Annotated in this window: 10 protein-coding genes; 6 read left to right on the top strand and 4 right to left on the bottom strand. The window is 46.8% G+C overall.

What is annotated here, in order from left to right:
- Positions 1-186: 186 nt before the first annotated feature.
- The 3 genes from QZ918_RS01485 to QZ918_RS01475 form a co-directional block, all read right to left on the bottom strand.
- Entirely contained in the window at positions 187-1,086 is a 900-nt protein-coding gene (locus QZ918_RS01485) for a S1 RNA-binding domain-containing protein (protein WP_293330186.1), read from the bottom strand.
- Between the two features lie 189 nt (positions 1,087-1,275).
- Positions 1,276-2,022: a dienelactone hydrolase family protein gene (locus QZ918_RS01480; protein WP_293330183.1), complete on the bottom strand. Its 747-nt coding sequence runs from the start codon at positions 2,020-2,022 to the stop codon at positions 1,276-1,278.
- Between the two features lie 237 nt (positions 2,023-2,259).
- Positions 2,260-4,719, bottom strand: a complete 2,460-nt coding sequence (locus QZ918_RS01475) for an ATP-dependent helicase (protein ID WP_293330180.1) — start codon at positions 4,717-4,719, stop codon at positions 2,260-2,262.
- 420 nt (positions 4,720-5,139) lie between these two features.
- On the opposite strand from QZ918_RS01475, the gene QZ918_RS01470 reads away from it, so the two are divergent.
- Complete coding sequence (locus QZ918_RS01470) at positions 5,140-6,153, top strand: DUF4349 domain-containing protein (protein WP_293330177.1); 1,014 nt, start codon at positions 5,140-5,142, stop codon at positions 6,151-6,153.
- Positions 6,154-6,979: 826 nt separating this feature from the next.
- On the opposite strand, the gene QZ918_RS01465 is transcribed toward QZ918_RS01470, so the two are convergent.
- On the bottom strand, positions 6,980-8,074 hold the full coding sequence (locus tag QZ918_RS01465; RefSeq protein WP_293148619.1) for a RuBisCO accumulation factor 1: 1,095 nt from the start codon (positions 8,072-8,074) through the stop codon (positions 6,980-6,982).
- A gap of 156 nt (positions 8,075-8,230) precedes the next feature.
- Between QZ918_RS01465 and QZ918_RS01460 the strand changes: the two genes are divergently transcribed.
- The 5 genes from QZ918_RS01460 (at position 8,231) to QZ918_RS01440 (ending at position 12,921) form a co-directional block, all read left to right on the top strand.
- Entirely contained in the window at positions 8,231-9,175 is a 945-nt protein-coding gene (locus tag QZ918_RS01460) for a response regulator (RefSeq protein WP_293330174.1), read from the top strand.
- 206 nt (positions 9,176-9,381) lie between these two features.
- Positions 9,382-10,083, top strand: coding sequence for a bifunctional demethylmenaquinone methyltransferase/2-methoxy-6-polyprenyl-1,4-benzoquinol methylase UbiE (gene ubiE, locus QZ918_RS01455; protein WP_293148622.1), 702 nt, complete (start codon positions 9,382-9,384; stop codon positions 10,081-10,083).
- A 185-nt stretch (positions 10,084-10,268) separates the two neighbouring features.
- Positions 10,269-11,501 (top strand): DUF445 domain-containing protein, encoded by a 1,233-nt coding sequence (locus QZ918_RS01450; protein ID WP_293148624.1) that lies wholly within the window; start codon positions 10,269-10,271, stop codon positions 11,499-11,501.
- A gap of 200 nt (positions 11,502-11,701) precedes the next feature.
- Positions 11,702-12,010 (top strand): DUF3493 domain-containing protein, encoded by a 309-nt coding sequence (locus QZ918_RS01445; RefSeq protein ID WP_293330171.1) that lies wholly within the window; start codon positions 11,702-11,704, stop codon positions 12,008-12,010.
- 335 nt (positions 12,011-12,345) lie between these two features.
- Positions 12,346-12,921, top strand: coding sequence for an alpha/beta hydrolase (locus QZ918_RS01440; RefSeq protein WP_293330168.1), 576 nt, complete (start codon positions 12,346-12,348; stop codon positions 12,919-12,921).
- Positions 12,922-13,136 lie beyond the last annotated feature (215 nt).

The raw sequence follows: 13,136 nt of genomic DNA, 5'->3' as shown, positions 1-13,136 counted from the left end.
GCACGTTGTTGGGCTTTAGCCCTCCGGAAAGGTACGTTGTTGGGCTTTAGCCCTCCGGAAAGGTACGTTGTTGGGCTTTAGCCCTCCGAAAGATACGTAGTTGCACTCGATCGCTCTCGCTCAATTTAATATACCAAGAGCGCTGAAGCGCAACTACATACCTTAGACATTTACAATTGTTAAGACCTAAGAAACAGTTTTTCTAGCACGTTCCGATCGCTCTTCTGCGGTATCCATGACATCCGCCATTTTATCCACCATTTCCCCTGGATAATTTTCGAGTACCCGAGTAGAAAGCGAAATTCGGCCGCGACTTTGATCGAGATCAACTACCACGGCTTTCAGGGGTTGGCCAGGGGCAAAAACTTGTCCGAGGTTCTCAATATATTTTTGGCTGACTTGCTTGATGTGCAGCAAACCGCTAACTCCTTCCAAATCCACAAACACGCCAAAAGGCTTGATGCTGCTGACTGTTCCTTCCACTAATTGACCGATTTGCAACTGATTTAAGGCAGAAGATTGAGTGGCCATCCGCTGGGAAAGTACGAGTTTTTCTCGTTCGCGATCGACTTCCAAGAAATTCACGGTCAAAGATTGACCAATTAGCGATTCTATGTTATCGCGTTGGGCTAAGTGCGATCGGGGAATAAAACCGCGCATTCCCTCAACATCCACCGTCACGCCGCCCTTATTCGCCCCAGAAACCCGCACCTGAAGAACTTTACCAGTTTCCTGCAATGCAACTAAATCTTCCCAAGCTTGCTGAATTTGTAATTGTTTGAGAGACAGAGTAACTTGACCGTCTGCATCTTGTTCGCGGATAATTAAAAATTCCCGTTCCTCGTCTAGCGGAACGACTTCCGACAAATCCGTTACCGTTCTCAAAGCAGCCTCTTCGATCGGCAAAAAAGCCGAAGACTTGCCACCGATATCAACATACGCGCCATTTGAGTCATACTCGAACACTTTGCCGCGCACTGTTTGTCCCTTTTGGAACTCGTAATTGTGCTGTTCGAGGGCTTTAGCAAAATCATCCATTGAAAAGGATGGTTTTGCGCTTTGAGAACCTGTAGATTTGGAATTCATGTCAGTTGTTAGTTGTCAGTTGTCGGTTGGTAGGGGCGGTGCCCCCGTGCCCGCCCTCTTGGTCGTTAGTTGTCAGTTGTCGTATGTTGAAGGAAGAAGGAAGATGTTCTTCCACTCTCCCCCTCTTCCCCTCTTCCCATCGGGGGCGGGCACGGGGGCACCGCCCCTACAAACACTATCTCCAACTCTCTACGCTGGTTGAAGTTCCTGTCGAAATAGCTCCTTCACCTCCTCCCACGACTCGGCTGCTGCGGTAGCGTCGTAACTGCCACGGTGGTCGCAGAAGAAGCCATGATCGGCATTGTAGCGGAAAATCCGGTGAGAAATATGGTGTTTTTGCAATTCTGCTGCAATTTGGTCAACTTGTTCTTTGGGAATGCTGGCGTCTTGAGTGCCGTAAAAGGCGTAGAGAGTGCCTTTAATGTCGGCTGTACGATCGATCGTCGGGGCTCCACCACCGGGGGTGAGAGTGGCGATACCAGCGCCGTAGAACGACGCTGTAGCCTTGATTCCGGGCAGAGTAGCGGCGAGGTAGGCGACGTGTCCGCCAAAGCAAAAACCGATGCACCCAAAACCTTGCTGTTGGACTGATGGTAAAGTTTTGAGATAGTCGATCGCAGCTTGGATGTCGCTCAGCAGTTGGGATGCGGTAGTTTGTTCTTTGTATTGTCTGCCGATTTTGATATCTTCGGGCGTGTAGCCGGTTTCAAAGCCGGGGGCTTGACGCTGATAAATGGCTGGGGCGATCGCCACATATCCTTCCTTTGCTATTCTTTCTGTAACTTCGCGGATGTGTGCGTTGACGCCAAAGATTTCTTGAATCACTATAACAGCGGGAAATTGACCTGTTGTGGCGGGTTGGGCTAGGTAAGCCGCGATTTGCAAATCTCCGTTGGGAATTGTGACGTTAGCTGTGCGAATTTCTGGGTTTGTCATAGGGAGTTTTAGTGCAATTTTATTTGATTTGCAAATGAGATTTTTTTTTAACCGCAGAGGGCGCAGAGAACGCAGAGGAAGAAAAGAGAATTTTTTGAGAGAGATTGTTGGCATTATACCAAATCTCGGACTCAATAAACCCGGCCAAGGATATTTTTTTTAGCGAGCTTTTGTTCTCCAAGTTTGCGGAGTTCGCGGTTCGTTAAAGAAATCTTTATTTCTAACTAATCCTATATTTTACAACAACATCACATTTCCCGGAAATTGCTGTTTTAGAACAGGCATTATCGGACAAGGTTTTTGCTCTTGCAAATTCTCGGGTTTGTTCCAAGTAAAAGGCCCTTTCTTCGCCGCTGCCATCCACAGCAAACTTTTGGCCCGCGTCATGGCTACATATAGCAATCGAAACTCTTCTGCTGTTTTCAAATAACCTGCTTGTTCCCACGCTTCGCCGAGATTTGGTAAAGGATGTTTTTCGTGCAAACTGGCTCGAATTTGCGCTCTCGCTACCTCTGCTAAAGTGAAATCTCCTAAAAATCTGGTTTGTGGCAAAACTCGCAAGCTTCCGGGGATTGTTTGGTCGTGCAGAAATGGTAAAAATACACAATCCCAATCTAATCCTTTGGCTTTGTGCATGGTAATAATTGTGAGTTGACCTTTGCTGGTGTAGCGTTCTTCTATTTTGTCATCTGCATCTACAGGCTCAAATCTTTCTGAACTAACAATTTCGCTGAGTACGTCCAAAATGTTGCGCATTGAATTGTTGCCGGCTGTTTGGATTGCTACTCTTTCGGCTAATTTGTCGGCGGTGGCTAATTCTGTTTGGTCGTATTGCAGGGCTAAGGCTAAGAATGAGATGATTTGGTAGGGCGGGAGTTCTAGGCGTGCTTGCAGTAAACCGCAGCAAAAATAACGGCATTTGCGGACTGGATCTGACTGCTGGGGGTCTAGGGGGCCTGGGTAGAGGAATTGTTCGGGGCTGGTGGCAAACGCATTGTAGTCTTGTTTGGGGATGAGTTGTCGATCGCTCAAAATCTTTAAGGCTGCTTTCAGGTAGTCTGGTGAGTGCGGGCGATCGAGAAATTGCAGCAATGTTAATATTTCCCAAGGTACTTGAGAATGTCTGTCTCGTTCCCCGACATCCTCAATTTTAATCCCGTATTTGCGTAAATCGCAGCTCAATCCGTGTTTTTGCGGATTTTCTAGGACTTCTTTGATAAACTTGCCTTGTTTGTTTTCCCGCACCAAAACAGCCATTGATTTTAGATTTTCTAACGGCAATTTAGGGCGATTTTCTTCATCCCTCGATTCACTGCTAGATTGAATATTTTGCTCGTGACTTGTCCAGACAAAATCCGCAGGTAAAAATTCTTCGACTAACTCAATTACCCGCTTGCCAATTAACTCAACTGTATGGTAAATGTCGCGGGGAGTATGCAATTCTAAGCCTCGACCTATGGGGGCAGGATTGGCATTTTGCTGCGGGTCATCGCTGGGAACTGTCTTAATAGTTTGGTCGCGAAAAGGCTGTTCGGTTCCCGCTAATTCTGAGCGGTTTACCCATTGCAACATAAAGTTAGCTGCATCAATAACGATCTGGCTACTGCGGCCTGCACCGTCCATTGTTGCTAACTTATTTTCAACTTCGCATTCGTCACAAAATTGGTTAAAATAAATCGGATCGGCGGGAGTGAAAGTTGAATTTATCGCTTGATTTGGATCGCCAACTCTGATAAAATTAGGAGGTGAATTAGGACGGTCGGGATCGATCGCCAATGTTTTCAAAAGCCTAGTCTGTAAAGGTGTAGAATCCTGTGCTTCATCCTCAAACACCGCAAATACTTGCTTTTGCTCGATCGCCTTCGCTCCGGGATTTTCCAACACCCGCAAAGCTGCTAAAATCATCTCGTCGTAATCGATGAATTCCCGGCTTCTCAACAAAGCCTGATATTTTTGATATAAACCGCCGGCTACCGCTAAAATTTCATAACCGTCGCCAGAATCAATATCGCCCATTTTTAATAACTCTTCGGGGGATAAACCGGAAGATTTTGCCTCGTGAATCACAGTTTTAGCTAACTGCGGCAAAATCTCTGTGCGTAAAACCGATTGGCGCCGCAATCTCTCTGTTTCTTCTCCATCAAATTGCTGTCCTTCCAACAAAACTTGATATCGGCGGGGATTTTCGGCGATCCAAAGTTCTACACAAGTCCGAATTAAGCGGTGACTTTGAGTTGGAGTGACTAATGTCGAATTATCGAGATTTAAACCCGACAAATCCGGATGGCGCATCGCAATATTTAAAGCTAAACCGTGTAAAGTGTGCACCGCAAAACCGCCTTGGGATAAAGACAATTGTGCCAATCTTTCCCGAATTTTAGCTTTAATATTAGCAGCAGCCGATCGCGTAAACGTCACTACAATTAACTGACGGCGGTTGTTAAGTCGATTGCGGGCGATCGCAATTGCCGACGCAGCAGCCATTCCTGTAGACTTCCCGGCCCCTGGAACCGCCGAAACCGCAAGGGGGCCGCCCGCCCAATCCGCCATCTCGTGCTGGCCCGCACGCAAGCTGTCGCGAATTTTACCGCAAGCGGCAGCCAAAAGCGCGGCGGGCTCTAACTCGGAGAAAGTGCTGTTCGGGCGATCGATCTCGGCAGTCGATCGACTAAAATCAGTATCAAATTCATCAGTCATGCGATTTTAGATTTGAGATTTTAGATTAGCAAAATATTGTTCGCGATCGACAGTTTCAAACCGTAGGGAGCATCTCATTTTTGTAAAAAGCATTTTTTCTTTGAGTGCTGTCCCCGCTCGCGTATTGTACAATACGCGAGCTCTTGAGGTGCTCGCACTATAAATACAAAACTGAGATACCCCCCAAACCGTATCAGAAACCAAGTTGCTGAATTTCGGGTGAAAGTCCGAACCCCGAACCGTTATCAGACTCGTATTAAATCTGCGTCTATCTGCGTTCATCTGCGGTTAAAAACCAACAACTCTTCAACCTCTACCGTTTCCATTTTGGTATCGGCTAAACTAACCCTATCTATCCGAGCTTAAATTAAAACCAGCATAAAATTCAATACCCAAACCTTTTTACAGGAAAAATCCCCAATGAAAACTTACCTCAAAACCAATTTCCCGCCACAGCAGCCAAACCCAGCCAACAAAAGCACAACTCGCTTTGCAGTTGTAGCATTCTTAACTTTATCCTCAGCCATTGCTTTACCAAGCTGTGCAACTTCCCCCACAGGCTCTGCAAACGGCTTTACCTCATCCCGCAGCGCTGAAAAGCAAATTGCCGCATCTGCTCCCCAATCCGCACCCGCACCTGTAAGCACACCCGGAGGCGCAGCGTCAAAAGTTGCTGCTGACACCGCAAAAAAACCAGCCGCAGAAACTCCAGCAACTGCTCCCCAACTGATTAAAAAAGCCGAACTCAGTGTAGTTGTCAAATCTATTGACAGCAGCACTAAATCTGTTACCGAGATTGTGAAAAAACAGCGAGGCGATATTTTGGGTTTCCAAAACCAAAAGCCGCCGGATTCTAGCGTGCGCCAAACTGCAACCGTGCAGATTCGGGTACCTCAAGAAAAGTTAGAAACTACTTTAGATGCTTTAGCAAAACTCGGAAGTGTCGAAAACCGAGGGCTTACGGCTGAGGATGTTAGCGAGCAATTAGTTGACAGCGAGGCTAGGCTGCGTAACCTTCGCAAATCCGAGGAAGTTGTGTTAAAAATTATGGAGCGCTCCGGCTCTGTTGGCGACGTTCTCAAAGCTTCTCAGCAGTTGAGTACGATTCGGGAGTCGATCGAGCGCATCGACGCTCAGTTAAAAAGTTTGCGGAATCAAGTAGCCTATTCGACTATTAGTTTAACTCTAGAAGCAGCAGTCTCGGCCCAGCAAGAACCGGAACCTTCTCTCGGCTTGCGGGTGCAGGAAACTTGGGGACAAGCGACTCATTCTGTGAGCGAATTAACTTTAGGTTTGCTTGCATTGGGAATTTGGCTTTTGGCTTACACTCCTTATTTCCTAGTAATTGGAGCTGCCACTTATGGTATCATTAGATTTAAGAAACAGCATTCTGTTCCAAAAGTTCAAGAACCGAAACCGCCCGCTGCGAATTAGTCATTGGGCATGGGGCATGGGGCATTGGGCATGGGGCATTGGGCATTGGTAGGGGCGGTGCCCCCGTGCCCGCCCTCTTACTCTTACTTGTCATTAGCTAGCGACGCACCAAGCACCGAAATATTGCGATCGCACGTAATATCATTCCCAACACTTCTGAACGCAACAGTTACTCTTATGGGGGGTTAATTTTAAGGTACGTAGTTGCACTTCAGCGCTCTTTCCTGATATTTATAAAGAGCGCTGAAGCGCAACTACGTACCTTTTTTTTTATAAAAAACAGTCGGGAAGCGAAAAACTCAGAGTCTTTAGACCGCTCGATGAAAGCGACGCGGGCGGTTTTAACCGCCGTGAGTCTTTCTTAATTCTTAACATTTTTGGCAGTGTAAAAAGGGCAAAAGCTCTTATACTAAGCATAGTGGGATGGATACACAGGTGCAAACCTGAGAAGCAAATGCCTACCATACATTAAAGGTACGCGGGGACTCTCGCGTTACCAAGGGCTAAAAACCCTTAAACGCTCCTCTGAGCTTGCCCAAAGGCAAGGATAGCAGCCCACCATTTTTTGGCAAAAGGATTGCGCCCAGGAACCCTAGCAATAGGGATATTAAGAACGAAATTTCTTAAGAATCTCAGTGTCTTTAGACCTGGGAGTGTCAATTAATGTAACAGTTGTGCAACTCCTGCCCAAATTCAGAATCGCAAATAATATAAGGTGCGTCGCGATGAGATTGTCTATCTTTGTTTAGGATTTTCGATCGCGACACACCCTATGAATGACTGTCAACTGTCAACTGTCAACTGCCAACTGTCAACTGTCAACTGACTAATCGTCAATTTGCCATCCATCTTTGGTATAATCTTCATCCACAATCTTCTTCGGTCGCATCACCAAAACAACTCGCCCCAAAATCGACAACTGCGGGGATGTTTCAAACCATTGCAATTCTAAATTCCCCCCGTTATCGGCCAGGAAATAACTCTCAGCATCCCACTGTCTTTGGGCGCGATCGGCAATAATCAAAACTTCTTCAACTTTACCTTGCAGCGGTACCGGCAGTCGATCGCTCATTTCCAAAACCGCCACCGGATCTTCCGCGTTCAAAATTACCTGCCATCCAGGAATCGCCACCCAAGCTCCGGCTCCCGAAAACTTTACCATGCGGAAGGGCTCGATTTCCTCCGGCAAAGGCACTGCCAGCAAATCTGACGTAGAAAGCGGCAATTTGCCTACAACCGGGACAATCCGGGGCAGTTGTTCCTCGGTATCGAGCCTGTAAACTGGTAAGCGGGGCGCTTCCTGCCTCGGAACTACGGTAAAATCGACCAGCAACTGCTCGATTTGCGCCCTAGCAGTTTGGCTGCTAGCTAATTTTAAACCGCGAGCAATTAAGCGCGATCGCTCTTGCAAATCGCTTTTCTGTCTCGCCAACTGCCAACACTGGTAAGCTACAGCATCCCCAGGAGTGTCTGTGAACCCCTGTGGGAGACTCCCGAAGTGCGAAAACTCCTTCATCGCCTTAGCAACTTGGCGGGAATCATCAACATCCAAATTGTGGGCCAACATCAAAGCTGCCGCTCCGGCTCGCTCTGCTTGCGAAAGAATCCGAAACTCGTATAAAATATCACTACCCTTCCGCAGAAAGTGCGATCGAACTTCCTCCGAAGCACCAGCATTGACCATGCTGGTGTAAACTTGTGCTGCAACGCCGACCTGATTTTGTTGAATAGGCTCAAAACCAGTTTGTTCAAAAATCTGCTGAGAGTTGCAGCCCGCTTGCAACAGTGCCGTGCAGGCTTGTCCCCACTCTACCCAGGTGCCTTCCTTGCGGCGGAGCGATCGAATTAACTTTTCCACATCCACAGCATCAGTGGAGGGTGCAGGTTTAGAAGGGGAAGAATCTTGCGGTGTATCAGTCATAATTGAATCAAAAACCAGCGTTGAGTTATGTGTAATTGGATACTAGCAAGGCTCGTGTCGCGGGAGAGCGATAGATTTATGGTAAGGGAGTTATGAGACTATTGTTACAGAATAGTTGCTCGCCTAAATTTACAAAGGGGAGTTTATCGTATTGTTATGGATAATGCCATTCCAGAGCTCGATCAAATTAAACGCCAGCTCATGACACTACACCGACCAAAAAAACCCAAAATGCTGGTAGTAGACGATGAACCAGACAATCTGGATTTACTCTACCGCACTTTTCGACGAGATTTTAACGTGCTCAAAGCTGAGAGCGGGATTCGCGCCTTGGAAGTCCTCGCCATTGAGGGCGAGGTCGCCGTCATCATTTCCGATCAGCGGATGCCAGAAATGAAGGGAACGGAATTTCTCAGCAAAACCGTGCCGCAGTTTCCGAATACGGTCAGAATTATCTTGACTGGTTTTACGGATATTGAAGACTTGGTGGATGCGATTAACTCCGGACAGGTTTACAAGTATATCACCAAGCCTTGGGACCCGAACGAATTGAAAATGGTGGTGCAAAAGGCGGCCGAGACTTATGAAGTTCTCAAGCAGCGGACTGAGGAATTGCACCGCGCCCAAAATCAAATACAACTGTTAGCAACCATCATGCAAACGGCTGTAGATTATCCAAGTTTGGAAGCAACTTTAGATCCAATTGCTACTGCTGTGAGCGATAATTTTTTGGCTGATACTTGCATTTTGCAATTGGTCGAAGGAACTGCTTTAATGCCGGCTCAAGGTACTCACACCAGCGGTAAAACTGGGGAAAATTGGCTGGCAGATGACCCTCTGGTTTTAGAGGCGATCTCCTCTCAAGCTATTCAGGGTGCTGTGAATATTGCCAGCGACGCAGCCCTAGCAAGTCTGCCACACTATCAAAAATCGGGCATTCAAGCTCACCTGAGCGTTCCGGTGATTCACAAAGGTCGATCGATCGCCCTGATATCCCTTCAGTGGAAGCAACCTTGCTCCCTGCGTCCCGACGAACTCACAACAGTTCACCTCGCCGCTCAACAAGTTGCTTTGGTATTGACGAGTTTTCAGGGTGATTAATTAATTGACAGTTGTTAGTTGGCAGTTGACAGTTGACAGTTGACAGTTGTTAGTTGACAGTTGTTAGTTGACAGTTGTTAGTTGACAGTTGTTAGTAGTCAACAGTCAACAGTTATTCGTAACAGAGAAATAACTAATAACTAATAACCAATAACTAATCACAAATAACCAATCACCAATAACCAATAACTAATAACTAATCACCAATGACTAATAACGCAGAAAAAATTAAAACTATATTTAATCGAATTGCACCAGTTTACAACCAATTGAATGACTGGTTAAGCTTGGGGCAGCACCGGATTTGGAAGCAAATGGCAGTGAAATGGAGCTGTGCGGGCCCGGGAAATACTTGTTTAGACTTGTGCTGCGGCAGCGGCGATATAGCATTGCTGCTGGCAAAACAAGCAGGGCCTACCGGTTCGGTATTTGGAGTAGATTTTTCTGCTGAACAACTGGCCGTTGCAGGTAAGCGCGATCGACCTTTTCTCACTCCTGCAAGTCCCATTACCTGGGTAGAAGCTGACGCCCTAAACTTGCCTTTTCCCGACAATTACTTCGACTGCGCCACCATGGGTTACGGCTTGCGAAACGTGACGGACATCCCCCGCAGTCTTCAGGAATTGCACCGCGTCCTCAAACCGGGCGCAAAGGCTGCTATTCTCGACCTCCACCGCCCCAGCAATTCCCTGATGCGGAGCTTTCAGCAGTTTTATCTAGATACTCTCGTGGTGCCAGTGGCTCAGCAATTTGGCATGACTCAAGAATATGCCTACATTAATCCTAGTTTAGAAAAATTCCCGATCGGCGAGCAGCAAGTCGCGATCGCCCGCCAAGCCGGATTTGCCACCGCCACCCACTATCCCATTGCCGGAGCTATGATGGGAGTATTGGTGTTAGTCAGTTGACAGTTGACAGTTGACAGTTGACAGTTGCTATTAGTTATTTGTTACTTGTTACTTGTTACTTGTTGTTCTAATTTCCAATAACCAATAACCAATAACCAATAACCAATAACCAATAACCAATGCCCCATGCCCCATGCCCCATCCCTCCGCTTCGCTTCGCCCAATTCCCAATTTCCCAATAATTGATGAATCCCTCTGAACTTTGGCTGTTGTTAGCCCCGCCTGTAGTGGGAGGAATTATTGGCTATTTCACTAACGATATAGCTATCAAAATGCTGTTCCGCCCCTATCGAGCTATTTACATCAAAGGGCGGCAGTTGCCTTTCACTCCCGGTTTGATCCCCCGCAACCAAGAGCGCTTGGCTAAGCGAATTTCCGACACAATCATGGGTTCGCTGCTGACGCCGCAGGAACTGCAAAACTTGGCGCGCCGCCTCCTTCAAACTGAGCGGATGCAGTCAGTCATTCTCTGGCTGTTGCAGTTGGCCCTGGATCAAGTAAAGGCAGACACAGAGCAAAAAACTGCTAAAATTCTTGCTAACATTCTGCGAGACTTGCTCGGGGAATCTGTGCCGCGAATTCTCAAAGTTTTGGCGCGCCGAGAAGATTTTTTAGAAGCTCAGCTAAATCAAATTTTTGACCAAGTTTTGCTGGAAATTCAGCTAACAGAAGCTCAAGCTGGTCAGTTGTCTGATTGGCTGTTGCAGGTAGTAATACCGCCAGAAGTGCTGCGGCAGGCTTTGATTGACTTTTTGACCGATCGCAATATTTCGATCGTCGATGAAGGATTTCGAGAAAAAACCAGCGGCACTTATTGGGTAGTAGCCAATTTGTTTGGTTTACGCAACACTTTAACTCGGCTGCGGACTTTTTGTCTGGATGACAGACAAGTCACAAATCAGCGGTTAGCAGAATTAACTGTTTCTTTGGGAATTCGTGGGCGACTTCAGGAATGGCTGCAAAATTTGTCGATGCAAAACTTACCGGTTTCGACGGTGAGACAGTTGCGAAAAACTATGCGCGACAGCGTTCGCAGCTACGTTCAAGAGCGGGGTACAGAGGTACTTGATGGGTTGAGCAAATCTATTGACTGGGAAAATATTTCGCGGTTAATTCTCAATCGATTGCAAACTTCAGCGGTGATGAGCGCTTCCCTAGAAATTGTTAGCAAAGAACTGGCTTTGGTGTTAGATCGCTATCTGGAGCGGGATTTAGAAAATATTGTAGCTCAGGCTATCCCGATTTTGAATATCGACCAGGTAATTATCGATCGAGTAAAAGGCACTTCTCCCGAAGAGTTGGAGCTAGCTATTCAGGGAATTGTCAAAAGCGAGTTGCAGGGAATTGTAAATTTAGGAGGGATTTTGGGCGTTTTTGTAGGCTGTTTGCAGACAGTTGTGATGTTGATTCAACGATGATTTATTCCGGAACTTGTGAGATATTTGTTGTAGGTAAAGAAAACCGGGCGGTTGAAACCGCATCTACACAAACTTTCACGCGCCTCCGCGGGTTGAATACTGAGCGATTACAATTACGTTATTTTCTTCATTCCGCGGAGGCGTCCTGGGGTTTTTGTAGACGCGGTTTCAACCGCCGTCCCATCTTATTCTCTAAATTTATGCCAGCCCCAAATTCTGACGATCGCACTTTACTCCCAAAAAACCCGCGCAACCTCAGCCGCCAACAATACCAGCGTTTAACCGCAGAAATGGCTACTCCCTACCGGCCTCTACGACAGTTTGTGTACGTAGCTTGTGGCGCTTCGGGCTTTATGGGCGGCGTAGTTTTCCTCGCGAAAATTGCCTCGGGCCGAGAACTTGGCTCTGCTTTACCCAATTTTGCCCTCCAAGTCGGAGTCGTGGCTTTGATGGTGTTCTTGTTTCGTTGGGAGCAACGCGCCGAAGCCCGATCGGCGAAGTCGAAGTAACAAAGGTTTACAAATCTACACAAAAAGATACCTGAGGCAAGGAAAAGTTATAATTATAAAGAAAGTATTACGAAACCCTGGTTTGCGATCGATCCCTGTCATTATATGAAGGTGGGTTCAATTGGGGTCAGCCAATTTAAAGACCCTAATCATAAACCGCTTGTAACTCGTTCAATTGGGGTCAGCTTTCATAAAGACCCTAAACATATTAAATAAATTTCAGCCGATCGCCAGCCTTCACTTATAGAAGAGCTGGTGTTCGGCTTTGTGCTATGGGCGGGATATTGGGAAATATGTCAAAGTCAAAGTAGAACAAGATTTTGGGAGATTTTACTATGAGCAAGTCATTTTGCAAAGGGCGGTGGACATTATTTTTAGCCGCAGGTGTGGGAATCGTGTTTTACAGCAGTGCCGCGGCGGCGGCCGAAAAGGTAGTGCTCAAATACAGTGCGATCCGAATGACTTTACCAGTCAGCGAATTAGAAATTTTTGCAGAAACTGGGAAAATGTCACCCGGGTTAGAAATGCTGCTGGGAAAGGCAAAAAAAGACCCGGAAGTGGTTCGCCGCAGTCTGATGAGACCGGTGAAAGTTAGTCAAAGCTTGTTGGATAAGACGCTCAACAGTAAAGTTGGGGAAATAATTCTCGATGAAGTGGGTCAGGTAATTCGCACTCCTTCTGGGAAAGCAAATCGAGAAGCTTTGCGCGAGGCCTTGGTGCTGTCGGCAACTAATGATAACGAGATTACGCTGCTGGAAGCTATGAAGAATTATCCTGCTCCAGAGGTTAATGTTGAGGGCGATCGCTTAGTTGAAGCTTACGGCAAACTTGTAGCTTTGTCTGAACAATTTGGTGGTGCTTCAGAACGGCTGCAAGACATTTTGAACAAGATTCGCCTGCCTAGACTGTAGGGGATTTTGTCAGCAGCGGTTGATTTGTGCGATCGCACAATAGACCTCTGGCAAAAAAACCTATGTAACAATTAAAGGCTTTGAGTTTTAGACCCCCAGAGCTAACTCATAATTGTAAAGTGCCGATCTAACCTGCAATCTGCTCCACTTAAGCCAAACCCTAGCTCGTAGCATAAAATTATTTTGCAACAGGTCTAATGTAATTGATTTTCTAT

Source organism: Microcoleus sp. CAWBG58 (assembly GCF_020883045.1).
Lineage (GTDB): Bacteria > Cyanobacteriota > Cyanobacteriia > Cyanobacteriales > Microcoleaceae > Microcoleus.
This window is presented reverse-complemented; position numbering and strand designations above follow the sequence as displayed.

What these genes read in the sequence shown, in the direction of transcription:
- QZ918_RS01485 (WP_293330186.1), bottom strand. Translation starts at nt 1,086, where the DNA reads ATGAATTCCAAATCTACAGGTTCTCAAAGCGCAAAACCATCCTTTTCA.
- QZ918_RS01480 (WP_293330183.1), bottom strand. Translation starts at nt 2,022, where the DNA reads ATGACAAACCCAGAAATTCGCACAGCTAACGTCACAATTCCCAACGGA.
- QZ918_RS01475 (WP_293330180.1), bottom strand. Translation starts at nt 4,719, where the DNA reads ATGACTGATGAATTTGATACTGATTTTAGTCGATCGACTGCCGAGATC.
- QZ918_RS01470 (WP_293330177.1), top strand. Translation starts at nt 5,140, where the DNA reads ATGAAAACTTACCTCAAAACCAATTTCCCGCCACAGCAGCCAAACCCA.
- QZ918_RS01465 (WP_293148619.1), bottom strand. Translation starts at nt 8,074, where the DNA reads ATGACTGATACACCGCAAGATTCTTCCCCTTCTAAACCTGCACCCTCC.
- QZ918_RS01460 (WP_293330174.1), top strand. Translation starts at nt 8,231, where the DNA reads ATGGATAATGCCATTCCAGAGCTCGATCAAATTAAACGCCAGCTCATG.
- ubiE (WP_293148622.1), top strand. Translation starts at nt 9,382, where the DNA reads ATGACTAATAACGCAGAAAAAATTAAAACTATATTTAATCGAATTGCA.
- QZ918_RS01450 (WP_293148624.1), top strand. Translation starts at nt 10,269, where the DNA reads ATGAATCCCTCTGAACTTTGGCTGTTGTTAGCCCCGCCTGTAGTGGGA.
- QZ918_RS01445 (WP_293330171.1), top strand. Translation starts at nt 11,702, where the DNA reads ATGCCAGCCCCAAATTCTGACGATCGCACTTTACTCCCAAAAAACCCG.
- QZ918_RS01440 (WP_293330168.1), top strand. Translation starts at nt 12,346, where the DNA reads ATGAGCAAGTCATTTTGCAAAGGGCGGTGGACATTATTTTTAGCCGCA.